General features: G+C 61.1%; 18 protein-coding genes. 13 read left to right on the plus strand and 5 right to left on the minus strand.

Annotated features, from left to right (window positions below; all coding sequences use genetic code 11):
- Positions 1-63: 63 nt before the first annotated feature.
- On the minus strand, positions 64-1,833 hold the full coding sequence (locus tag NUH86_RS21850; protein WP_267252568.1) for a glycosyl hydrolase: 1,770 nt from the start codon (positions 1,831-1,833) through the stop codon (positions 64-66).
- A gap of 250 nt (positions 1,834-2,083) precedes the next feature.
- On the opposite strand from NUH86_RS21850, the gene NUH86_RS21855 reads away from it, so the two are divergent.
- From NUH86_RS21855 to NUH86_RS21880, 6 genes are all read left to right on the plus strand, one after another.
- Positions 2,084-2,401 carry a 2Fe-2S iron-sulfur cluster-binding protein gene (locus NUH86_RS21855; RefSeq protein ID WP_267252569.1) on the plus strand — a complete coding sequence of 106 codons (318 nt, stop codon included), beginning with the start codon at positions 2,084-2,086 and terminating at the stop codon, positions 2,399-2,401.
- A gap of 123 nt (positions 2,402-2,524) precedes the next feature.
- On the plus strand, positions 2,525-4,264 hold the full coding sequence (locus NUH86_RS21860; RefSeq protein ID WP_267252570.1) for an FAD-binding protein: 1,740 nt from the start codon (positions 2,525-2,527) through the stop codon (positions 4,262-4,264).
- 412 nt (positions 4,265-4,676) lie between these two features.
- Complete coding sequence (locus NUH86_RS21865) at positions 4,677-5,477, plus strand: helix-turn-helix domain-containing protein (RefSeq protein WP_267252571.1); 801 nt, start codon at positions 4,677-4,679, stop codon at positions 5,475-5,477.
- A 104-nt stretch (positions 5,478-5,581) separates the two neighbouring features.
- On the plus strand, positions 5,582-6,367 hold the full coding sequence (locus NUH86_RS21870; protein WP_267252572.1) for an enoyl-CoA hydratase: 786 nt from the start codon (positions 5,582-5,584) through the stop codon (positions 6,365-6,367).
- A gap of 8 nt (positions 6,368-6,375) precedes the next feature.
- Positions 6,376-7,536: an acyl-CoA dehydrogenase family protein gene (locus tag NUH86_RS21875; protein WP_267252573.1), complete on the plus strand. Its 1,161-nt coding sequence runs from the start codon at positions 6,376-6,378 to the stop codon at positions 7,534-7,536.
- Between the two features lie 12 nt (positions 7,537-7,548).
- Complete coding sequence (locus tag NUH86_RS21880; protein WP_267252574.1) at positions 7,549-8,619, plus strand: acyl-CoA dehydrogenase family protein; 1,071 nt, start codon at positions 7,549-7,551, stop codon at positions 8,617-8,619.
- A gap of 91 nt (positions 8,620-8,710) precedes the next feature.
- Here the strand turns inward: NUH86_RS21880 and NUH86_RS21885 are convergent, their stop codons facing one another.
- The 3 genes from NUH86_RS21885 to NUH86_RS21895 are packed head-to-tail and all read right to left on the minus strand — an operon-like array spanning position 8,711 to position 12,009.
- Positions 8,711-9,889: an acetyl-CoA C-acyltransferase gene (locus NUH86_RS21885; RefSeq protein WP_267252575.1), complete on the minus strand. Its 1,179-nt coding sequence runs from the start codon at positions 9,887-9,889 to the stop codon at positions 8,711-8,713.
- A gap of 18 nt (positions 9,890-9,907) precedes the next feature.
- Positions 9,908-10,876, minus strand: a complete 969-nt coding sequence (locus NUH86_RS21890) for an acyl-CoA dehydrogenase family protein (RefSeq protein WP_267252576.1) — start codon at positions 10,874-10,876, stop codon at positions 9,908-9,910.
- Positions 10,873-12,009 carry an acyl-CoA dehydrogenase family protein gene (locus NUH86_RS21895; protein WP_267252577.1) on the minus strand — a complete coding sequence of 379 codons (1,137 nt, stop codon included), beginning with the start codon at positions 12,007-12,009 and terminating at the stop codon, positions 10,873-10,875. The genes NUH86_RS21890 and NUH86_RS21895 overlap by 4 nt, the downstream gene beginning before the upstream one ends.
- Before the next feature lie 191 nt (positions 12,010-12,200).
- Between NUH86_RS21895 and NUH86_RS21900 the strand changes: the two genes are divergently transcribed.
- A complete protein-coding gene (locus NUH86_RS21900; RefSeq protein ID WP_267252578.1) occupies positions 12,201-12,971 on the plus strand; it encodes an enoyl-CoA hydratase/isomerase family protein in 771 nt (256 codons plus the stop codon).
- A gap of 103 nt (positions 12,972-13,074) precedes the next feature.
- Here the strand turns inward: NUH86_RS21900 and NUH86_RS21905 are convergent, their stop codons facing one another.
- On the minus strand, positions 13,075-14,301 hold the full coding sequence (locus NUH86_RS21905; protein ID WP_267252579.1) for a CaiB/BaiF CoA transferase family protein: 1,227 nt from the start codon (positions 14,299-14,301) through the stop codon (positions 13,075-13,077).
- 161 nt (positions 14,302-14,462) lie between these two features.
- Here NUH86_RS21905 and NUH86_RS21910 point away from each other — a divergent pair, with 161 nt between their 5' ends.
- The 6 genes from NUH86_RS21910 (at position 14,463) to NUH86_RS21935 (ending at position 22,932) form a co-directional block, all read left to right on the plus strand.
- Positions 14,463-15,983 (plus strand): AMP-binding protein, encoded by a 1,521-nt coding sequence (locus NUH86_RS21910; protein ID WP_267252580.1) that lies wholly within the window; start codon positions 14,463-14,465, stop codon positions 15,981-15,983.
- 271 nt (positions 15,984-16,254) lie between these two features.
- Positions 16,255-18,648: a TonB-dependent receptor gene (locus NUH86_RS21915; protein ID WP_267252581.1), complete on the plus strand. Its 2,394-nt coding sequence runs from the start codon at positions 16,255-16,257 to the stop codon at positions 18,646-18,648.
- A gap of 58 nt (positions 18,649-18,706) precedes the next feature.
- The gene (locus NUH86_RS21920) at positions 18,707-19,198 is read left to right on the plus strand and encodes a nuclear transport factor 2 family protein (protein WP_267252582.1); all 492 of its coding nucleotides are present in this window, start codon (positions 18,707-18,709) and stop codon (positions 19,196-19,198) included.
- Between the two features lie 135 nt (positions 19,199-19,333).
- Positions 19,334-20,257 (plus strand): SDR family NAD(P)-dependent oxidoreductase, encoded by a 924-nt coding sequence (locus tag NUH86_RS21925; RefSeq protein ID WP_267252583.1) that lies wholly within the window; start codon positions 19,334-19,336, stop codon positions 20,255-20,257.
- 233 nt (positions 20,258-20,490) lie between these two features.
- A complete protein-coding gene (locus tag NUH86_RS21930) occupies positions 20,491-21,846 on the plus strand; it encodes an aromatic ring-hydroxylating oxygenase subunit alpha (protein ID WP_267252584.1) in 1,356 nt (451 codons plus the stop codon).
- Positions 21,847-21,981: 135 nt separating this feature from the next.
- Positions 21,982-22,932, plus strand: a complete 951-nt coding sequence (locus NUH86_RS21935) for a LysR family transcriptional regulator (protein ID WP_267252585.1) — start codon at positions 21,982-21,984, stop codon at positions 22,930-22,932.
- Positions 22,933-22,942: the final 10 nt, after the last annotated feature.

Here is a 22,942-nt window from a genome sequence, read left to right on the forward strand (position 1 = left end):
GTTGGGGGCGAGGCTTTCACTTCGCTTGCAACCATTGCAGATACCATGGTCGGATCCGCTTATTTAGCGCATTTTTCCGGCGCGGGTTAGCGAGGAGCCGATCGGAGGCGCCGCGATCTCGGTTCCTCCTGATCCGGCGTGGGCGGCAGCGGCTTCAGCACCGGTTCTCCGTTCCAGATCGGGGAGCTCCAGGCGCGGACGGTGCGATCGTGCAGGATCGGGAGCAGGACGCGGATGGGCTTGGCCTGTTCGACCCGCGCATAATAGACGGCCTTGCCAACGGAGGGCTGCGCCCAGCTTGCCTGAGCGTTCGAACACCGTCTCCCACCCCTTGTCCGATCCGAAGATGTAGCGATAGACCGACACTTTCGAAAGTTCGTCCGTACCGTGGGTTTCAATGCTGAAGCGCATCGGCTTTCCCTTCGCCACTTCGACGACGCTGCCCATCGGCTGTCCCGCGATCGAGAAGTCGAGCAATATGCGTTCGCCCGTGGCGCCATAGACATGGCCCTCCGCCATAGCCTTGAGCAGCGAAGCGCGGTCAAGCCGGGGAGCCTGAATGGCGGTCAGGCCATTGGCGCGCTTGGCCGGTTGGCCATTATGATCGTCCGAGGAGGCGAGGGTACATAGCTTGTACCCGCCCGCCCAGGCGTCGCGCACATAGTGGCGGCCCTTGAGCGAGCTGGAAACCGGGGCGCTGCGCGCATTTTCGTAACTCAGCGGATCGGCGGGATCATAATATTCGCTCTGCCCATGCGCGCTGTAGATTTCGATCAGCCGCATCTGGCGCGGGAAGCGATCCTTGCCGTCAAAGTCCGCGCCGCCCCAGTTCACGCCGCTATGATGAACGGCGGTCTGCATCCGATCGCGATCCACCTGCTGCTTGCTGAACCCGTCGCGCGAAATCAGCTGAAGGCGGAAGGGTTCACCGGGGCGGGCGGCGGAGGGGATGATCGCCTGCAATTCGGTGGCGGGTCCAGGCTCCACGGCGAAGGTCGGATCGGGCGACAGGCGCTTGCCGTTCACATCGACGCGCACGGGAAAGGCCTGGCTGACGATCCAGGGCGTCGTGGTGCCATAGGCGAAAACAAGCTCGCCGCCGGGCGCGATCGCCCCCGACTTGAGCGTCGCCGTCACGCGCTGCCCATGCCGTTCCGAACGCGGCTCACCGATGTCGTCGAACTGGGCCTTCTCAACTTTCAGGTCGAAAGTGGCATCGGACGCGGCAGGCGAATTGACGTGGACCGTGTTCCACGCAAAGCGCTGCCCATCGGCAAAGCCCGCCTTTTCCAGAAAGCGGTTGATGATCGTTCCCTGCACCAGCCGCAGTTCGGACAGGGCAATGTTCGTTGGTCCCTTTGCGCGCCGCGCGGCGAACATTTCCTCATACCAGGGGCCGCGGAGCGGTTCAGGCAGCGACAACCGAAAATAGCGGTCGGCAAGGGTCGCGGCATGACGGCTCGCTGCCTGCCACTGCGGATCGCCAACGACGGTCCGCTTGTCGACGACATTGAGATTGGTGATCCGGCCCCCGGCGTCGAAATAATGGACGCCGCCAATGCCGACGCGGTGCATCCACTCCAGATCGGCGGTAATGCCCTCCTGAGTGACGTTGCCGTTCAGCCATTGCCACCACATCCGCGGCAATGCTGCTTGGGGCGGCTGCCGGAACTGGGTGAGCAGAGGATCATGGCCGCTGTCCTGTCGCGCCGTGTCATGCGCGGATATTGGTTCCTGCGCCGCGCCGGGAAAAGGAATCGCGACAGCGCCGGGCAGGGGGATGGCCCGCCACGCGATCATCCAGTTCAGGCGAAGGCCGCGCTGCCTTGGCAATGTTCACTCCTTTCAGGTGGTGATCGACAGGCCATCAGCGCGCCTTCGGAGGGAGGCGCCGACCATTATGCAGAGCGTAAGGGTTTGCGCTAATAATACCCGCCTTTCAGATCAATAGCCCTTCGCTTTCGCTTGTTGATGATATCGCAAAGGCGATCGTTCCGGCGGTTGCTTGTCGATGCGGCCCTCTTTCCCGCACCACCCATCAATGGTCAACGTCGGCGATCCGAAAATAATGTGGAACGAGTAGATGCCAAAACTGCGCATAGTAGGTCGATCTGGTGTCGAGCGAGATGTCGAGGCAGAATCCGGCGCATCGTTGATGGAAATCCTGCGCGCCAATGGATTTGATGAACTTCTGGCGCTTTGCGGCGGCTGTTGTTCATGTGCGACATGCCATGTCTTTGCCGATCCCGACTATCTGGATACGCTGCCTGCGATAAGCGATGACGAGAATGATCTGCTCGACAGCAGCGATCATCGCAACGAGCTGAGCCGCTTGTCCTGTCAGCTTATCGTGAAGAGCGAGCATGACGGCATGCGGTTTGTCATAGCGCCGGAGGATTGACGGGCAGCGGGTCGCCCCTGCTTTCCTGATCACAAGGCCGATCTCAGTCGCAGGCGCCTTGTCTTCAGGCGATCGTTCCGCAAGGTAATCAGCTGCGCGCTGCACGAAGGAATAGTCTCGATCATGGATATGGCTCGACCGCTTCAAGAAGAATATGATCTGATCATCGTGGGATCAGGCGGTGGATCAATGGCGGGCGCGCTGGCCGCCAAACAGGCTGGCAAATCCGTCGTCATCCTGGAAAAGCAGGACAAGGTGGGCGGTTCCACCAGCTTTTCCGGCGGGGTCTGGTGGGTTCCCGCCAATCATCTGCTCGAAGCGGCGGGCATCCATGACAGCATTGAAAAGGCGCGGCAATATTTCGACAATGTCGTGACCTACAAGGGCCCTGGCGTGACGCCGCGCCGCCGCGACGCGCTGCTGGCTGGCGCGCCGCGGGTGATCAAGTTCCTGGTCGATCTGGGCCTGAAGGTCCGCCGCCCGCGCGACGACTGGCCGGATTATTATGACGATCGGCCCGGCGGCTTGCCGGAGGGGCGGTCGCTGATGGCGGAACCGCTCAACCTCAATGACCTGGGGGCGTGGAAGGACCGGATCGCCCTTTATCCGCCCGCCTATGGCATGCCCATCGGCGCGGACGAGTTTTCCACCCTCTTCCTGTTCAAGCGGACCTTCGCCGGAAAGCTCAAGGCGATGCGCTTTGCGATGCTGATGTTGCGCGACAAGCTGCTGGGGCGGGTGAGCGCGTGCAATGGCGCCGCAATCCAGGGGCGGATGCTGCAAATCGCGCTGAAGCATGATGTTGACATCCAGCTCAGCACCCCGGTCGTCGGTCTCGTGGCCGAAGCGGGCAGGGTAAGCGGCGTTCGGGTCCTTCGCGACGGCAAGGAAGTCACGCTCAGGGCGCGTTCTGGCGTCATCTGCAATGTCGGCGGCTTTTCCCGCAACGACAGCTTCCGCAAGCAGATGACCGGCGGTCTTGTCGGCAATGAATGGACCAGCGCCAACCCCGGCGACACCGGCGAAGTGCTTCAGGAGATGATCGCCCTGGGCGCGCAGACCGACTGCCTGGACACTGCCTGGTGGGTCGTTACGTCGCAGAACCTCAATGGCACCTGGCCCGATAGCGCGATAGCGCGGGATGGTTCGGTCCGGCCTTATTTCCATCACCTGGACCTCAGCCTGCCGCACGTGATTCTGGTTGACCAGACGGGCAGGCGCGTCGCCAACGAAGCCGGATCCTATATGGATATTGGCGAAAATATGATGGCGCGTGAGCGGGAAACCGGCAAAGGGCTGCCATGCTGGGCGATTTTCGACGCGCGCCATCGCGAGCGCTATCCCTGGGGTAATGAAATGCCGGGCAAAACGCCGGAAAAATGGATCGAGACCGGCTATATGAAGCGCGCGGCAACGCTGGACGAGCTGGCGGACCAGTGCGGCATCGACCGCGAGGGGCTCAGGCAGGAAGTATCCCGCTTCAACCACTTCTGCAGCACGGGCAATGATGAGGATTTCGCGCGTGGAAACCGCGCCTTTGACCGGTCCCATGGCGACCCCTCGGTCAAGCCCAATCCCAATCTTGGCGCGATCGCAGAAGGGCCTTTCTACGCTTGCGCCATATTCCCGGGCGATGTCGGCACGGCAGGCGGTGTGGTGGCCGATGAATATGCTCGGGTCTTGAACCAGGACGGGGCGCCTATTTCCGGCCTCTACGCCATTGGCAATTCCACTGCGTCAGTCTTTGGCCGATGCTATCCTGCTGCGGGGGCCAGCATCATCGCATCCTTCGTGTTCGGCTATGCTGCGGTTCTTCATGCAACGGGGTCCGAAGAACTGAACACTATCATATCGCCTCAATAAAGACTGATGCTCACGCGCCAGTCGGGCGCCCTGCCCCGATCCTGGCTATCTATCGAGTCGTCTATTCGCGGCTGATCGGTCGGCTGCCGCGGCCCGATGAGGAGGTGCTTTTTGGTGGCTCAAGCCACCATAAGGGGGTGTGGTGGAAGCGGAGCGACGCCAAACTGCCGTCGCGCCAATGCTGCCGTCGCTGCCGCCTCCGACAGAGGGTGCGGAGCATGTGGCCGCAAGTCATTATAAATCAGCGATAATTTTATTTCCCAAGCGGACCAGTGGGCCTTATGAATTTATCTCATAGGCCTTCGTTTCGGCATGGCAAAGCTCCCAGCCCATGTCTGCGTTGTGCCGACTTATTATGTTGATATAACAACCTCCGAAAGAAAAGGTCGGTAACGACCAGATGGAGGATCTGATGGCGGCAGTGTTGCGCGAGAAAAAGATCAAGTCGGCTGATCGGGTGCTGGAAATCTTCGAACTCTTCAATGAAGGGCGAACGGCAGTAACGGTTATGGACGTGGCGCGCGCCCTCAACGCCCCCCAGTCGAGCACCTCGGAATTGCTGGGCACTTTGGTGCGTCGAGGCTATCTTTCACGGGAGCGTGGGGAGCGGGTTTTCCGCCCAACATCCCGCGTCGCTCTGCTGGGCGCCTGGGTCCATCCGGCGCTATTTCGCAACGGCAGTCTCTTGACGATGATGGACAATCTTAAAGAAACAACCAGGCTCGGGGTCGCTCTATGCTCTCGAGTAGGTATATCTTTGAAGCATGTTCATGCAGTTGGCAAAGTTCCAGAAGAATTGAGCAATGGAACCGAGCGTCATTTGCTGCATTCGCCCTTTGGACATGTGATCTTATCCACTTCCTTCAGCCAGGAAGTCCGGCTTCTCGTGCAGCGCATCAATGCTGAAAGTGAGCCGGAGGATCATGTGCGGTGCGGTGATTTGCTGGAGCGTCTGCTGGAAGTGTCGAAGCGCGGGATCGCGTCCGGAACCGTGATGCCGGGCTGGAACGGCATTTCTGTGCTGCTTCCCCGAGCCGTGGGCGAAGAGCAACTGGCGGTCGGCATTATCGGGCGAACGGGCGAAATCGAAGCCCGGCATGACGAGCTGGTGCGCTGCCTGCGCCAAGCGGTGGCAAATCATATCGGTCCCCGGATCGCCAGCGGAAATTTCGTGCCCGCTCCAATATTGCGGCAAAGCGCCATGATGGCCTGATAATCGCGCGCGTTTATTTATAGTGCGCGAGTGATGATCAATAATGATCAGGGGTCTGATCAGTTTGTCTTCCACCCACTGCGCCATTCTCAGGAGAGAAGACTTTGTCTGATTATATCCTTACCCGTAAGGACAATGCCGTCGGGCACATTATATTTAACAAGCCCGAGAAGATGAACGCCATCTGCCTTGAAATGTGGCAGGCCATGGGCGACGCCATGGCGCAGTTCGAAGAGGATGATGAAGTTCGCGTCGTCGTCTTTTCAGGCGCTGGCGGTCAAGCCTTTGTCGCCGGAGCCGATGTCGGCAAATATGAACAAGAGCGCGGTGACAAGGACGCTCAGGAACATTATGCCAGAACCGGCGAAGAAGCGATGCAGAAGATTTATCGCTCCAAGAAGGTGACGGTGGCGGCCATTGACGGCTATTGCATAGGCGGTGGCGTGTCGGTCGCTCTCGTCTGCGACTTGCGCTACTGTTCGGCGCAGTCTTCCTTCGGTCAGCCTGCGATGAACATCGGCATCGGCTATCGCTACTCGTCGCTGCGGCGCATGATCGACATCATGGGCTATGGTGCCGCCAAGGACATGCTGCTGGGCGGATTGCGGCTGAGCGCGGAAGAAGCCTATGTCAAGCATCTGGTCGGCCGGGTGTTGCCCAATGATGAATTCTGGCCCTGGATCGAAAAGACCATCAAGAATATTTCGGTCGGCGCGCCGCTGACAGCCGAAGACATCAAATATACGCTCTGGACCTATGCGCAGGACGAAGCCAAGCGCGACACCGATCGTTGCGAAGAGCTTTTCCAGATCTGCTATGCTTCCGAAGATTATAAGGAAGGTATTCGCGCGTTCTCCGAGAAGCGCAAGCCTGTCTTCACGGGGCGCTAAGCAGAACCATGGACCTTCGCTTCACCGCCGAGGAGGACGCATTCCGCGCGGAAGTGCGTGCCTTCATCCGCGACAATCTCGATCCTGTCACCCATCGCAAGATGCTCGACGGGCGCATCCCCACCAAGGAGGAGGTCGTTGCCTGGCAGCGCACGCTCAACCGTCGCCAATGGGCCACGCCTTCCTGGCCCAAGGAAGCGGGCGGCCCCGGTTTTACGCCGGTCGAGCGCTATATTTTTCTCGATGAACTGCATCAGGCGCCCGCGCCCGAACCAGTGAGCTTCAACGTGTCGATGATCGGCCCGGTGTTGATCGCGTTCGGCACCCCGGGGCAAAAGGATCGCTTCCTCGCCGCGACGGCCAATAACGACATCTGGTGGGCGCAGGGCTTTTCGGAACCGGGCGCCGGTTCCGATCTTGCTTCGCTGCGCACTTCGGCCAGGCGGGAGGGCGATCATTTCGTCGTTTCCGGCCACAAGATCTGGCAGGGCATGGCCCACCATGCCGACTGGATGTTCACGCTGGTACGCACAGACCCGGTCGCGCAGCGCAAGCAGATGGGCATCAGCTTCCTGCTGATCGACCTGCGCCTGCCCGGCGTTACCGTCCGTCCGATCGTCACCATGGACGGTCGGCACGAGGTCAATGAGGTGTTTCTGGACGAGGTCCGCGTTCCCGCCGATTGCCTGGTCGGCACAGAGAATAAGGGCTGGGACGTCACCAAGTTCCTGCTGTCCAACGAGCGGACGGGGATCGCCCGCATCGGCATGACCAAGCATCTGATACGGCGCATCAAGCGGCTGGCGGATGGCCATGTCGCCACGCTGCGCAAGGCAGCGGCGATCGAGGCGGAACTGAAGATATTGGAAATCACGCAGCTGCGCGTGCTGGACGGTCAGCGCGGATCGGATGCGCCCGACCCGCGATCGTCTGTGCTGAAGCTCAAGGGCGTGGAATTGCGTCAGGCCGCGTCCGAGCTGTTGCTGGAAACGGCGGGCGCGGCTGCGCTGGAAGTGCATTCGGATGAAGAGCCCTTCGGGGCGGACGAGGAAGAATGGCTGGGCACGATCATGCCCAATTACGCGATCCTGCGCGCGGCATCAATCTATGGCGGGTCGAGCGAGGTGCAGAAGACCATCGTGGCCGGCTCCATCCTCGGTTTGAAATAAGGCGGCGAAGCAATGAATTTCAACCTTTCGGACGATCAGCGGATGCTGCAGGACAGCATCGACCGGCTGATCGCGGACCGCTATCAGTTCGAGCAGCGCACCGGCTATGCCAGCCAGCCCAAGGGCTGGTCGGATGGTATATGGACCGAGTTCGTCAACCTTGGCCTCACCATGCTGCCCTTTCCGGAAAGCGCGGGCGGTCTGGGCCTGGGCAGCGTCGAAATGATGCTGGTGGGCGAAGCGTTCGGCCGCGCGCTGGTGATGGAGCCGTATCTGCCGTCCATCGTGCTTGCCGGAACCGCCATAGCGGAGGGGGCGGGCGACCGCGCCGAAGCGCTGCTGGCCCCAATCATGTCGGGCGAGGTGATTGGCGCCTTTGCCGACGACGCAACGGTTGCGCTGGTCGACGGTCGGCTGTCGGGGCGCGCTGCTCTTGTGCTGGGCGGGAATTGCGCCGATCTATTCGTGATCCCGGTCGGGGATGGCGCCTATGTCGTGCGCGCCGATGCGCCGGGTCTGTCGCGGCGGGGCTATCGCCTGCATGGCGGCGGCGGCGCGGCTGACCTGCTGCTCGACAATCTCGTGGTGGATGCCGCCGCCTATCTCGACGTCGGTTGCGTCACGCGCGCGCGCCATGCCGGGATCGCCTTCCTGGCGGCGGAGGCTGCCGGCGCGATGCAGGCCGCGCTGGATGTGACGGTCGACTATCTCAAGACGCGTGAGCAGTTCGGCAAGCCGATCGGAACCAACCAGGCGCTTCAGCACCGCGCGGCGGAAATGCTCGTCGAGGTGGAGCAGGCCAAATCAGCGGCCATCTATGCCGCGACGCTGGCCAATGAAACGGATGAGGGCGAGCGCGCGAAGGGCTTCGCCGCGATCAAGGCGGTCATCGGCAAGGCCGGGCGCTTTATCGCGCAGTCGGCGGTTCAGCTGCATGGCGGCATCGGCGTCAGTGAGGAACATGTCGTCAGCCACTGGTTCCGTCGGCTGACCGCAATCGGCATGATCCTGGGCAATGGCCAGCATCATATCGATCGGCTGGCGGATCTGGGGGGCTTCACCACGGTTCAGGAAGCCGCCTGAACGGCAAGAAGCCGGGGCGGTTGAGACCACCCCGGCTCCCGGGTTCAGAGGATATGAGGAGCGGCGGGCAATCGCCGCTCCTTTTTCTGTTTCAGACGAGCTCGAACAGGGCGGCCGCGCCCATGCCGCCGGCCACGCACATCGTCACCACGGCGTAGCGCTCCTTCCGGCGGCGGCCCTCGATCAGCGCGGTGCCCGTCATTCTCGACCCGCTCATGCCGAACGGGTGGCCGATCGCGATCGCGCCGCCATTGACGTTCAGTCGTGCGGGGTCAATGCCAAGCTTCTGCTGGCAATAGAGCACCTGCACGGCGAAGGCTTCGTTGAGTTCCCAAAGGCCGATGTCCTCGACCTTCAGGCCGGCGCGATCAAGCAGTTTGGGAACCGCAAATACGGGGCCGATGCCCATTTCGTCCGGCCCGCAGCCGGCAGTGGCGAAGCCGCGGAAGATGCCGAGCGGCTTCAGCCCGCGCCGCGCGGCTCCGCCGTCGCTCATGACAACGCAGACGCTGGCGCCATCGGACAACTGGCTGGCGTTACCGGCGGTGATGCAGCCGCCCTCCACCACCGTGCGCAGGCCGGAAAGCCCCTCCAGCGTGGTTTCCGGCCGATTGCCTTCATCCTGCGTCAGGGTCACCGTTTCCCTGCCGGTGATGGCGCCGGACTTGTCCTTGACGAACTTTTCGGTGGTGACGGAAACGATCTCATCGTTCAGCAGGCCGTTCTGCTGGGCGGCGGCGATGCGTTGCTGGCTTTGCAGCGAATATTCGTCCTGCGCGGCGCGGCTGATCCTATAGCGGCTCGCCACGGTCTCAGCCGTCTGGATCATGCTGTCATAGACGCCAACGATATTGCTGGCGAGCCAGGCATTTTCGCCACCGTCCATCCGGGTGTTGGGCAGGGCGAGGCTGCACGAATCGAGGCCACCGGCGACATAGATGTCGCCTTCCCCAGTCATGACGCGCTGGGCGGCATAGGCGATGGAATTGACGCCCGAAGCGCATTTGCGGTCCAGCGACACGCCCGGCACGGAAAGGGGCAGGCCAGCGCGCAGCGCGGCGAGGCGCCCGATATTCCCACCCTGCGGTCCTTCCAGACGGGCCGCGCCCAGGATGACATCCTCCACTTCGTCGCCGGTCAAGCCGGCGCGGGCGACGGCTTCGCGGATGACGATGGCGCCCAGTTCAGGCCCGTCGAGCATATTGAGCGCGCCGCGCCCGGCCTTGCCGATGGGAGTGCGGGCGGTAGCGACGATGACGGCTTCTGGCATGGTCTGATCCTTGACTGCTTAGTCGGTAAGGGCGGTCAAATCCGCCCAGAAATGGTCGGGGCCGCGCTCCACGATGCGGGGACCCAGCAGGGCGCTCCAATAGGCGTCGTTCCCGAATTCGGAACGCCAGGCCCACAGGCGGCGGGTCAGTGGATGGAGCGGATATTCCTCTGTAAAGCCGATCGCACCATGGACCTGATGGGCGATGGCAGTGCCCACGCCCACGGCACGGTTCGCCCGCAATTTGGCGGCAGCGATCTCGAAGGTCGCCACGCCCCGGCTCATCGCCTGCGCGGCGCCCATGGCGGCGCAATTGGCCGCCGCTGCCTCGCAAGCGAAAGTTGCCAGATTTTGCTGGACCGCTTGGAACTTGCCGAGCGCCCGCCCGAACTGCACCCGTTCATTGGCATAGTCGACCGATCGCGCCAGCGTCGCATCGAGCGCGCCCGCCATCTGCGCGACCCGCGCCAGTGCCCCCATGGCGAAGACGTCGCCTTCGCACAGCGTAACCGGCGCGTCCTCCAGAACAGCGCGATCGCGGGCTTCCCCTGCGACCGAGGGTTCCGTTTCGAGCGGGAGCGCGGCGGCTTCGATCAGCATTGATCCGCCCTGCGGGCATGGCGCGAGGATGAAGGCTGCACCGGCTCCGAAGCAGATGCCCGAAAGCGTGCCGGTAAAACGGCCGCAGGTTACTTCGCCCTGTGTGTGACGGGCGATGGTGCCACGTTCCCCGCTACGCCCGGCAAGGGCCGACGCGATCGCCGCCTCCGCGACCGGCAGCGCTAGGCCATGATAGCCCGCGAGGCGGAAGACGATCAGCGCGTCTTCCCATGATCCGCCAAAGCCGCCCTGATCGGCGCCCAGCAGCAGGCCGTCGAGCGCCACTTGTTCAATGGCGCCCCAGTCCTGCTGCAGGGTTGCCGTTGGGCCGAGGCTTGCAAAAAGCTCCTCGGACATGTCGGCGAGCATCCGCTGTTCGTCGTTCATCTCAGGCCTAGCCCCCTTGCGATGATGCCCTTCAATATCTCTCGCGTACCGCCGCGCAGCGAGAAGGATGGTGAGACCTGCAGCAGATGACCCAGAACCAGGCCCAGGGCTTCGGGTCCGGCCGGGTCGATGTCGACCGCCGCCTGCACCAGCTCGGGCATGGCCTGCTCGAATGAATTGCCAAGGTCCTTGACTATCGTTGCTTCCAGCGACGGGTCCTTGCCGCAGGCGATCTTGGCGGCGACGCTGGCGCTCATCAGGCGCAGCGTCCAGGTTTCTGCGGCGAGTCGCGCCACCAGATCATTGAGCCGTTCCGAATGCGTCGATCCTGCGTGACGGATCAGTTCGGTCAGCAGCGCCATGGAGGACAGATAGCGTTCGGGGCCGGATCGTTCGAGCGACAGTTCGGCCGTCACCTGCTTCCAGCCATTGCCTGCCTGACCCACCAGCGCGGACGCGGGCAGGCGTACCTCTTCCAGAAACACTTCGTTGAAGTCGTGGCCGCCGGTGAGGTCCAGGATCGGCTGGATAGTGACGCCTGGCGCGTCCATCGGGATGACGAACTGCGACAGGCCTTCGTTGCGGGTCGATCCCGCTTCCGACCGGACCAGCGCGATCATCACATGGGCATGGTGCGCGTTGGTGGTCCACACCTTCTGACCCGACAGGATCCAGTCGTCGCCATCGCGCCGGGCCGTCGTGCGCACGCCCGCAAGGTCCGATCCCGCGCCGGGTTCCGACAGGCCGATGCAGGCGTAGACTTCGCCCCGCGCCATGCCGGGCACCCAGCGGTGCTTTTCTTCCTCGGTGCCGTAGCGCAGCAGGAGCGCGCCCGTCTGCCGGTCGGCAATCCAGTGCGCGCCGACGGGCGCGCCTGCAGCCAGCAATTCCTCCAGCACGACATAGCGTTCCAGCGGGCTGCGCTCATGCCCCCCAAATTCCTTGGGCCAGACCATGCCGATCAGCCCTTGGGCGCCCAGCAGGCGGCTGAAGGCGGGATCGGGTTTCGCCCAGCTATTGGCCCGCTTGACGGGATCGTCCACGCCATGGTCGGCCACCAGCGCGCGAACCTCCGCCCGCAGTTGCGGTGCAGTATCGGGCCAGTCGAGCCGCTCGGTCACGAATGTCTGCACGATTAGCTCCTTAACGCAGTTGCGCGCGCAAAATCTTCGTCGTTCATTGGTGCAGCATCACGCGAATTCCAACGCATCCGCAGCCTTTATCGCATCAGTGATAAACCGGTGTGCCCCCAGCGAAAGGGGTCACGCGGCGCGATAGCGATGCTAATTCGTACGCAGCAAGGGTTTTCAGGGGAGAATGGCAAATGTCCGTGGACGTCAGTATCGAAAGCGCGGTCGCCATTGTTACGATCAATCGGCCAGAGCGGAAGAATGCGATCACGCTTGGCATGCGACGCGAGTTTCAGGATGTCTTCCAGACGCTTCAGGACGACGATGAAGTGCGGGCCATCATCCTGACGGGCGCTGGCAAGGATTTTTCCGCCGGCGCGAATGTCGGGGAAATCGGCGCTGGCGGGGTTCGCGGCAATCTGGGCAACTCACGTTCGCGCAGCCGCATGGTGCGGTCCGTCGCGCATACGCAAAAGCCGGTCATCGCCGCGGTCGAGGGTGTGTGCATCGGCATGGCCTTTGCGATGGCGCTGGCGAGCGATTTCATCATCTGCGCGAACAATGCGCGCTTCCAGTTCGCCTTTCGCCATATCGGCCTGGCCATGGACGCGGGCGCGGGTTGGCTGATGGAACGCCATGTGGGCGTGATGCGCGCGAAGGAAATGGCCTTTACCGGCCGCTTCGTCAGCGGCGAGGAGGCCGCGTCCATGGGCTTTGCGCTGACGGCGGTAGAGCCGGGCGAGGCGCTGGCGCGCGCGCGCGCCATGGCGGAGGATCTGGCGAGCGCGCCGACCCTCGCGCTTTCGGAAATCAAGCGTCAGTTCGCCGCCGCGCCCGGCCAGACATTCGACGAGGCGCTGGATTATGAGATCGCGGTCCAGTCGTTGATGACCTGGACCGACGACTTCAAGGAAGGTGCCGACGCCTTCCGCGAGAAGCGCAAGCCGGTCTATCGCGGCTCATGAAACGGCGCGGGCCGCGCCTTCGACCTGAAGGCGCGGCCCGTTTCTGATCTTCCATCTGCCCGGCCCCTACGGCCACGCCTGTTGGATTATGACGGCCGACGGTTCAGCCGACGACACCCTTGTCGCGCAAGTGCTGGATTTCTTCGGAACTGAGGCCAAGCGCGCCTGACAGGATTTCGACGCTGTGCTCGCCCAGCTCGGGCGGCGCGCTGTAGGTGTCGACCGGGGTTTCGGAAAAACGCAGCGGATTGGCAATGATCGGCAGCGTGCCCGCTTCGTTATGGGCGATGCTGCGGCACATTTCGCGGGCCTTGACCTGCGGTTCCTCGAACATCTGGCGCACGTCGTTGACATAGCTGACCGGGACGCCCGCCGCATCGAGAGCCGCCAGCCAATGTGCGGCTTCCCGTTGTTGGAAGACCTCATCGAGAATGGGCACCAATATCTTGCGATTTTCGATTCGGCGCGGCCCGGTGTTGAACCGATCATCGGCAAACAGGTCCGGCCGCTCGATCGCCTCGCAGAAACGCGCATATTGGGCATTGTTGCCGACGACTACGAAAATCTGGCGATCCGCGCAGGTGAATGCCTGGCTGGGAATGCCGCCATAGCCGCCATTGCCGCGCCGTTCCGGAACTTCGCCGGTGATGAGGTAATTTTGCGCGAAGTGCGACAGGGCCGCGATCCCGCAATCGAGCAGGGAAATGTCGAGATACTGGCCTGGTCCGCCCTGTTCCCGGTGGCGCAGCGCCGCAAGAATCGCGATCGTCGCATTATTGGCGGTCAATATGTCGACGATGGAAATGCCGACTTTCATCGGTCCGCCGCCGGGTACGCCCTCCGGGTGGCCCGACACGCTCATCATGCCGCCCATCGCCTGAAAAATGCCGTCATAGCCCGGTTTCAATGCTTCGGGACCGGTCTGGCCAAAGCCCGTGATCGAACAGTAGATGATGGCGGGATTGACCGCGCGCACGCTCTCATAATCGAGGCCATAGCGCGCTAGCGTGCCGACCTTGAAATTTTCGATGACGATGTCGCAGCTTTGCGCAAGCTTGCGGACGAGATCCTGACCGACGGGATCGGAAAGGTTGAGGGACAGCGACTTTTTGTTGCGGTTGCACGCCAGGAAAAAGCCTGCAGTGTCGGTCTGGCTGCCATCCTGCTTTTTTAGGAAAGGCGGCCCCATCTCTCGCGCATCGTCGCCCTTGCCGGGCCGCTCGATCTTGAAGACTTCAGCGCCCAGATCGCCCAGCATCTGACCGACCAGAGGACCCGCAAGAATGCGACTGAGATCGAGGACGCGCAGTCCGGCCAAAGAACCCGCCATTGATAACCCCTGCTCCAGTCCAAATCTAACGTTGTTGCCCTCTGCTATCGTTGAGCCACGGACGGTGATCCAGTGCGGACGCAGGATTATCGCCAATTCGATATATCAGGATTGGTCGCCTATCTCTTGGCAGCGGTTCCCTTTGGCGGCAACAGGGGGTGATGATCGAGGATTTGACGAGCCTGATTGCTGCCGATGGGCAGCCCGTGGAGGGCGCTCCACTGGGCGCTCTGCTGTCCGCGCATGCCGCCGCCACGCCCGATGCGCCGGCGCTGACCCTGGCCGGCCGAAGCTGGACCTATGCCGACATGGATCGGTCCGCGAACAGGCTGGCGCGGCTGCTGGCGGAGCGCCATGGTGTCGCGGCCGGCGACCGCGTCGTGATCGCCATGGCCAACCGGGTCGAGTTTCTTCAAGCGACATTCGCCGTCTGGAAGCTGGGCGCCATACCTTGTCCGATGTCGCACCGCTTGGCCCATGCCGAGTTTGCGAGCCTGGCGGCACTGATCGAGCCGCGCTGCATCATCGGTACGGATGAGCTGCCGCCTGGCGCTGTTCCCGTGCACAATGTCGATCGTGAAGATGCATCGGGCTACTCCACAGAGCCCTTGCCTTTGGCCTCGGCCTGTCCGGGCCGGATCATGAACAGCGGCGGCAGCACCGGCAAGCCCAAGCTGATCGCCGATCCCAATCCGTCGACCTGGGGTGCGGACAAGGCGGGACGCCGCTGCACGCCGCGCATGACCCTGCTGCTCCCGGCGCCCTTTTATCATTCGGCCCCCTTCGCCTATGCAACCATGGCGCTGGCGCAGGGCGGCCATCTGCTTTGCATGGAGCGGTTCGATCCGGCGGAATGGCTAGACATCGTCACCTGTTTCCGCCCATCCTTCGCTTATCTCGTGCCCACTATGATGAGCCGGATCGCCAAGCTGCCGCCCGAACTGACAGCTGCGGCAGATCTCTCCTCCATTGATACGCTGCTTCATATGGCGGCGCCCTGCCCGCCATCAATCAAGCGCTGGTGGATAGAGCGTATCGGGCCCGAGAAAGTGCTGGAAGTGTATGGCGGGACGGAGCGGATCGGGGCGACGGTCATTGATGGCGCCCAGTGGCTCGCGCATCCCGGGTCGGTCGGCCGAGCCGCGGCGGGATTCGAGATACTGATCCTGGGAGAGGAGGGCGAAGTCATGTCGCCAGGGGAGGTTGGCGACATCTATTTCCGGGCGCAATTGGGGCCGGGCACCAATTACAGCTATATCGGCGCGCTGCCGCGCCTGAAGGGAAATCTCGACAGTTTCGGCGACATGGGCTGGGTCGACGAGCAGGGGTGGCTTTACCTTGCCGACCGTCGCACGGACATGATTCTGATCGGCGGCGTCAACGTCTATCCTGCCGAGGTTGAGGACGCGCTGGAGATGTTGCCCGGCGTGCTTTGCGCCGCGGTCATCGGTTTGCCCGATGCCGATATGGGGAACCAGCTTCACGCGATCATAGAGCTTGCTCCAGGGCAGGAAGAACCGCAGGATAGAGAGCTGTTCACCGCTCCAGCCTTGGCGGCGCTCGCTCGAATCAAGCATCCCCGCAGTTGGGAGTTCACGCGAAATCGCATTCGTGATGACACGGGCAAGGTCCGGCGCTTCCTGCTGCGCGCTGAGCGAATGCCAAAGGGCAGGAAAGAATGATCGGGCACAGGAAGGCAAGTGGAGCACGTCGTCCGCGGTCGTGCTGACATGGCGGCTGCACGACCAATCGCTCATCAGATCTATAATGGAGTGTTATTTTCCGCATACGCGATAAGTCAGTCCCAACGCTTTTGAATTGTGCACAAATGGGTTCCATTCCCAATGCAATTGCGTGACCTTGCCTTTGTGTTAGGCTCTTTTCCGGAGCATCTCGACGGGCATTTCGATAAGTCGCGTGAGACTAAAGCTCTAATCTATAAGCACAACTAATGTGCACGGGGAGATGACCATGAAAGCGATTTTATCACTGTTGGCGAGTTCCGCGTCTGCTGCGGTCTTCGCCGCAGCAACGCCCGCCATGGCGCAGCAGCCAAGCGGCGCTGCTCCTGCATCGGGCCAGGTCAGCGTGACGGACATCATTGTCCAGGCGCGGCGGCGCGACGAACGGCTTCAGGACGTTCCGGTGTCCGTTGCCGTTACCACCCCGGCTACGCTCCAGCAGAACAACATCACTAGCGTTGCGGACCTTTCCCGCGTCAACCCCAGTCTGGTCGCTGCGCCCGGTCTCGGTTCCGGCCGCGCCTATCCTGTCTTCGCCATTCGCGGACAAAGCCAGCAGGAATTCACCTTGCTCGCTGATCCGTCCGTGCCCGTGTATCTCGGCGACGTGGTGGCTGCGCGGACGCAGGGCGTCAACGGCGCTATCTTCGATGTTTCCGCTGTTGAAGTTCTGCGCGGTGCGCAAGGTACTCTGTTCGGAAGAAACTCCACGGGCGGCGCGATCGTCATCCGTCCGAACAAGCCGACCAACGAATTTGAAGCAGAAGCGGGCGTCACAGTCGGCAGCCGGGACATGTTCAACGTCGATGCGATGATCAACGTACCGTTGAACGACTATGTTCAGTTGCGCGTCGCGGGAGCCTCGAAAAAAGACGATGGCTTTGTGTATGACGAAATCCTCAAGCGCAACATCAACGATACCGACCAGCAGGCGGCGCGTATCTCCTTGCGGTTCTACGATCCCAACAGTGAAGTCGAATCGCTCACGACCTATGATTATTTTCATGAAAATGACGGCGGCACTGGTACGTTCCTCGCGAACCTCGTCCTTCCGGCAGGCGCTGGATCGCGTATCACCGACGCTTATGGCGCACCGCGGAACTATACCAGCTTTAGCACATTGCTCGCTCAGCAGCGGGCTCGCGGAATTTACCGCATTGCGTCCGGGGTGAATGTCTTCAACAAGATTGAAACGCATACGGTTCAGAATGCCACGACGATCCCGATCAGTGATTGGCTGACCTTCAAGAATATCCTGGGTTATCGGCATGTGAAGAGCCATGCTGTCGATGACTATGATGGCACGTCGAATGCTGTGCAGCAGGGGGAACGGCTCGATTATACCGGCCAGTTCACCGAAGAAATGCAGCTGTTCGGCGATATCGGTCGGCTCAAATATATTGCCGGCGCATATTTTTTCTGGGAGCGCGGACGTAACCAGGGTCTATCTGCGGCGGGTGCCGTTGACCCGGGCCTGGTCGAATCCGGCAATGTTCTGGATTATCCGGTGCTCGACGCCAGAACGCTGTCCAACACCGATGTTGCCGCGACGAACAAGAGCTATGCGGTCTTTGGCCAGCTCGACTATGAAGTGGTGGATGGCCTGACCCTGACGGGCGGCATACGCTTCAACACTGACAAGCGCAGCATAATCGCGCGTAACCGCTTCATGCAGAATTCTGACCCGGATTCGCGCTTCCTCTGCCGCTTCTCGCGGGACCTCGACAATAATCCGGCAACGCCGGAAACGCCCGCCGCCAATTTGACCGAAGCGCAATGTATCGTGAAGGCGGACGCGAAATTCTCCAAGCCGACCTACAATCTGAGCGCCCAGTATAAGTTCAACAAGGATGCCCTGCTCTATGTGGCGCATCGGCGGGGCTATCGCACCGGCGGTTTTGCGGCACGCGCTGGCACCGAGGCTGGTCTGCGGCAGACGTTCAATCCCGAATTCGTCGACGACTTTGAAGTGGGCTTCAAGGGCGATTGGCATCCGGGCAACATGTTCCTTCGGACCAACCTGACGGCTTATTATTCGAAATATAAGGATCTCCAGCGCGCGATCTCTCAGGTTCCGGCGGCTGGCGGTCCTTTGACCACTGTCGCGGTCAATGTCGGTAAGGCTCGCATCTGGGGTATCGAAGCCGATGTGTTGCTCCGCCCGGTCAAGCAGCTGGAGCTGACCGCCAACTATGCTTACACGAACGCAAAATATATTGAGTTCGTCGTGAATGGCGTAGACCGCAGCAACGATCCCTTCGCGCGCGCTCCGCGTAACGTCTATACTCTGGGCGCCAGGTTCACGCCCGAAATGGGATCCAATCTGGGCGAACTGTCGATCGGCGGCAATTTCTTCCATACGGATGGTTATAATGGTCTGGAGGACTATCTTCCCGGCTATTCCGAGGTGAAAGGCTACTCGCTCGTCAATGCCGACGTCGGGCTCAGCAATGTCATGGAAAGTGGCGTCGATCTCAGGGTGTTTGTCACGAACCTGACGAATAAGCGCTACCAATTGCAGGCATTTCCGGCAGTTCTGGGCTTTTCGGTCAACTCGCCCGGAACGCCGCGTACCATTGGTGTGACAGGTAGAATTCGGTTCTGATCGGATAATATCTGATCTATATTTGGGTATATAATTCTCTCCAACAGGAAATATTGGGATGCATGTTCTAACTGCTTTTAAGGCTTCATTCATCCTTGCGGGACTGGCAGCTTTCAGTCCCGCGTTTTCCGCGGCGGCGAGGCCCACGAATTCGACAAACGCCTGTGACGTCGCTCGCACCTATATTCGTCTTACCGCCGAAGGGCGGTATGACGAAGTGGGTGACCTGTGGGCGCCGGACGCTGTATTTTTCAATCCTCGCGGCGACATAATCCGGGGGCAGCCCGCCATCAAGCAATTCTACTCGACCTTCTTGAAGAAGATCACGCCCGAAAACCGGATCGGCAGCCTGACCTGGGATGCCAAGGCCAACATATGCGTGATGGAACTGGAAACGCGGGTGGTCCGTGATGCAGCCGGCAAGTGGACGCCTGACGCCCGCGGCAACTTTGTGCGGACCGCAATCGACAGGTTCGTCGTTAACAAGCAGGGCAAGGTTCAGGAAATGCGGGTCTACCTCGCGCCTGACAAGGCATGGCTGGAAAAATGATCAGGGCGCAGGGACAGGGGCGGGACGTTTCACGCCCCTGTCCCTGCCCAGCCCTTTCGGTATCCGTAAGCGCAAGCTGCCAGAAAATGCTCGCGCCAATAGTATAATATCACGACAAAGTTTGGAGATTCAGGAATGGAAATGCGGTTCGATGGCAAGGTCGCCGTCCTTTCCGGGGCTGGCCGTGGACTTGGCCGCGAACAGGCGCTTCTGCTCGCCGCCCGGGGTGCGAAGGTCGTGGTCAACGATCTCGGTGTGGCCATCGACGGAGGAGCGCCGTCTTCCGCGCCAGCGCAGGAAGTGGTTGATCTGATCAAGGCTGCCGGCGGGGAAGCGATTGCCAATTTCTCCGATGTCTCGCAGGAATCCGGCGTGAAGCAGCTGGTGGCGGATGCCGTTGCAGCCTTTGGCGGCGTCGATATCCTCGTCTGCAACGCCGGCACGATCGCCCATGGCACCGAACCTGACGCGCTGAACCCCGACATGTTCCAGAAACAGCTGGACCTGATGGTGACAGGCGTTGGCTTGTTAGTCAGCGCGGCCTGGCCCTATCTCGCATCCTCGGGTCAGGGTCGGATCGTGCTGACCTCTTCCTCTGGCGGCGTGTTCGGGATCAATACCAGTGCATATTACGGCGCTGCCAAGGGCGGGGTCATCGGCTTGCTCCGCTGCCTGGCGCTGGATGGCGATGCCTGCGGGATCAAGATAAATGCCCTCTGCCCGCTCGCCTCAACGCGCCTGTTTGCGGGCTTTTCCGACAATGAGGAATTCAACAATTGGTTCAATGACAAGGCGCGCCCAGAATATGTCGCGCCGCTTGTCGGTTATCTGGCGCATGCCGATTGCGAGCCGACCGGCCGCGCTTTCCTTGTTGGTCTTGGCCATGTGAGCGAGATTTTCACGGGTCTTACCAAGGGGTGGGGCACGCCCGGGCATGATATCGAGGATGTTCGCGACCATTTCGGCGAAATCGCTGACCAGACCGGTTATGCGGTGCCGGCCTCCTCCGCAGCTGCGACTGGCTTCATCATCAAGGATGCGCCGGCCCGCCGCGCATAAGGCAATGATGAGGGACGCTGTACACGCCAATTTGTGAATAATGGACAAATGGGTGTTTCTGCAGATTCAGGAACGAATATTTGACTGCTGATATAATAGGGGCTCGATAGTTGTCCGGCGAGATTTGTCGGCCGGCGCGATTGTAGGGTCGTGCACGAGCCCAAATTCGACCGTGGGAATAACGCCTTATGGCGTGCGGTCGATGAGAACAGAATATTTGAGGAGTGTCTATTATGGACGATGCGTCAGCAACGCTTGGAATCAACGATATTCGCGACGATTTCGTTCCCAAGGCGGCCTTCCTCTCCCCGGAATTTCACGAGCTTGAGAAGGAACGGCTCTGGCCCAAGGTCTGGCAGATCGCCTGCCGTGAGGAAGAGCTCAAGAATGTCGGCGATTTCATCGTCTACGACATTTGCGACGATTCCATTGTCGTCGTTCGCAGCGCGCCCGGCGAACTGAAAGCCTTCTACAATGTCTGCCAGCATCGCGGCCGCATCCTCATGGATCAGAAGCATGGCCGCACCAAGTTCATGTTCTGCAAATATCATGGCTGGCGCTGGGGTCTTGATGGCACGCTGCAGAAGGTCCATGACGAAAGCGACTGGGACGGCTGCCCGACGTTCAACAAGCAGGATCTGCGCCTCAAGGAAGTGAAGCTCGACACCTGGGGCGGGTTCGTGTTCATCAACATGAACCCCGATGCCGAACCGCTGCTGGAATTTCTCGATCCCATTCCGAGCTTCCTCGATTTCCTGAAGTTCGATGAATGGCGCTTCCGCTGGTACAAGACGGTGATCCTGCCTTGCAACTGGAAGACTGCGCTGGAAGGCTTCAACGAGGCTTATCACATCGCGGCGACGCATCCGCAGCTGCTCAATTACAGCGCGGACTATACGATCGCGCGGACCTTCGGTGCCCACGGCATGTATTATTATCCGCCCGAGACGAGCTCGCTGCCCGGAGCACCCGCACCGCGGACGGGCCGACCGATGCCCGCCGATCTGCGCGTGACTTTCGCCGAATTTTACGACGAGATGGACAAAACGCTGAACGCCATGTTCTCGCCGCGCGCGATCAAGGCGAGTCAGCGCATGCTGGAAGAAGTGCCTGCCGGCACCGAACCACTGGAAGTGGTGATGGAGCATGCGCGCATCCATCGCGAGGAGGCGGAGAAGGAAGGCGTCGACCTCGCCAGCATGAGCAACAAGGAAGTGGGCAATATGGGCCAGAACTGGCACATGTTTCCCAACCATGTCTTCCTGCCGCTGCTCGACGGTTCGATCGCTTATCGCTCGCGTCCACATGAGAATGATCCGGACCGGTGCGTGTTCGATATCTGGTCGCTGGTCCGTTATGCGCCGGGCGAAGAACCGCCGCTGGAACGGGAATTCTATGCGGACTGGGATGTTGATACCGAAAAGCGCTTCGGCAAGATCCTGCGGCAGGATTTCGGTAATTTCGGCCAGACCCAGAAAGGCATGAAGTGCCGCGGGTTTGAAGGTTCACGGACCAACCCGATTCAAGAGCGCGAAATTCCGAATATGCACCGTGCCCTCTATCGCTATCTTTTCGGCGAAGGAGAATAAGGGCAGGCGGGGGCCAGCCGCTTTGGATAGCCCCTGACGCCCGCAGCGCTGAAAGAGCTTTGCAGTTGGACGATCGCTCCCCTAAACTGGGCGCCCTTAAGATGCGCCTGTCATGCGGGAGAGATTGTTCCAGTTATGAAGAACCGGGATTTGAATGGCCTTTTGACGTTTCAGGTCGTGGTTCGGGAAGGCAGCTTTAGTGCTGCGGCGCGGCAACTGGGCCTCACCCCCGGCGCCATCAGCCGGTCAATCGGACAATTGGAACGAGCGGTGGGTGTCCGTCTATTCAACCGGACGACGGTGGAATTCAGTCTGACGGCGGAGGGGCGACGTCTGGCGTCGCATGTCTGCGACAAGCTGGAGATGCTTGAAGACTCCCTTGCGGAGTTCAACTCGGAGAACCGGGCGCCGCAAGGCTTGCTCAGGGTTTCGCTGACCAACAGCTATGGCAAAAATTATGTTATTCCGCGACTCGGCGAATTTCTCAGCCGTTATCCCGATATCTCCTTGGAAATCGGACTTAACGACAATCGGCAGACTCTGATCGAGGAAGGTTTCGATGTCGGAACCTGTTATGGGTCGCCCGATCAGTCCGCTTATATCTCACGCGTCGTGTGCCAGCCACGACTGCTGCTTGTGGCGTCGCCAGATTATCTCGAAAGGCATGGCGTGCCGCGCCGCCCCGACGAACTTGCTGAGCATAACTGCGTAAATGTAAGTATAGGCGCGAAGGGGCCGGGCGCCTGGCTGTTCCAGCAACGCGATGTAGAGGAAGGCGCTTCGCAATTGGTGCGGCCCAATGGGCGCATTATGATCACGGATCAGATTGAGGGCGTCTTGAACGCGGCTCTCGCTGGCCTTGGCCTGACGGTGGTGCATGTCCGCGCCGCGCTGCCCCACCTTGAAAGCGGGCGGCTTAAGACGTTAATGAACGATTATCGCATCGATTCAGAAGTTCGCACGCGCGACATCCACGTCTTTTTTCCCCATCGCGCACAAATCGCGCCGCGCGTGCGCGCCTTTGTGGATTTTTTGGTCGAGGATGAGGGGGATGATGCCACTGACTGCACAATTTACAGTGCCTGATCTTATGCGT

The sequence above is a fragment of the Sphingobium sp. JS3065 genome (assembly GCF_026427355.1).
Classification (GTDB): domain Bacteria; phylum Pseudomonadota; class Alphaproteobacteria; order Sphingomonadales; family Sphingomonadaceae; genus Sphingobium.

Excerpts from the sequence above, each read along its gene's own strand:
- NUH86_RS21860 (WP_267252570.1), top strand. The coding sequence starts at position 2,525 with ATGGATATGGCTCGACCGCTTCAAGAAGAATATGATCTGATCATCGTG.
- NUH86_RS21905 (WP_267252579.1), bottom strand. The coding sequence starts at position 14,301 with ATGGCGGGTTCTTTGGCCGGACTGCGCGTCCTCGATCTCAGTCGCATT.
- NUH86_RS21855 (WP_267252569.1), top strand. The coding sequence starts at position 2,084 with ATGCCAAAACTGCGCATAGTAGGTCGATCTGGTGTCGAGCGAGATGTC.
- NUH86_RS21930 (WP_267252584.1), top strand. The coding sequence starts at position 20,491 with ATGGACGATGCGTCAGCAACGCTTGGAATCAACGATATTCGCGACGAT.
- NUH86_RS21920 (WP_267252582.1), top strand. The coding sequence starts at position 18,707 with ATGCATGTTCTAACTGCTTTTAAGGCTTCATTCATCCTTGCGGGACTG.
- NUH86_RS21910 (WP_267252580.1), top strand. The coding sequence starts at position 14,463 with ATGATCGAGGATTTGACGAGCCTGATTGCTGCCGATGGGCAGCCCGTG.
- NUH86_RS21865 (WP_267252571.1), top strand. The coding sequence starts at position 4,677 with ATGGCGGCAGTGTTGCGCGAGAAAAAGATCAAGTCGGCTGATCGGGTG.
- NUH86_RS21900 (WP_267252578.1), top strand. The coding sequence starts at position 12,201 with ATGTCCGTGGACGTCAGTATCGAAAGCGCGGTCGCCATTGTTACGATC.
- NUH86_RS21880 (WP_267252574.1), top strand. The coding sequence starts at position 7,549 with ATGAATTTCAACCTTTCGGACGATCAGCGGATGCTGCAGGACAGCATC.
- NUH86_RS21875 (WP_267252573.1), top strand. The coding sequence starts at position 6,376 with ATGGACCTTCGCTTCACCGCCGAGGAGGACGCATTCCGCGCGGAAGTG.
- NUH86_RS21925 (WP_267252583.1), top strand. The coding sequence starts at position 19,334 with ATGGAAATGCGGTTCGATGGCAAGGTCGCCGTCCTTTCCGGGGCTGGC.
- NUH86_RS21885 (WP_267252575.1), bottom strand. The coding sequence starts at position 9,889 with ATGCCAGAAGCCGTCATCGTCGCTACCGCCCGCACTCCCATCGGCAAG.
- NUH86_RS21935 (WP_267252585.1), top strand. The coding sequence starts at position 21,982 with ATGAAGAACCGGGATTTGAATGGCCTTTTGACGTTTCAGGTCGTGGTT.
- NUH86_RS21890 (WP_267252576.1), bottom strand. The coding sequence starts at position 10,876 with ATGAACGACGAACAGCGGATGCTCGCCGACATGTCCGAGGAGCTTTTT.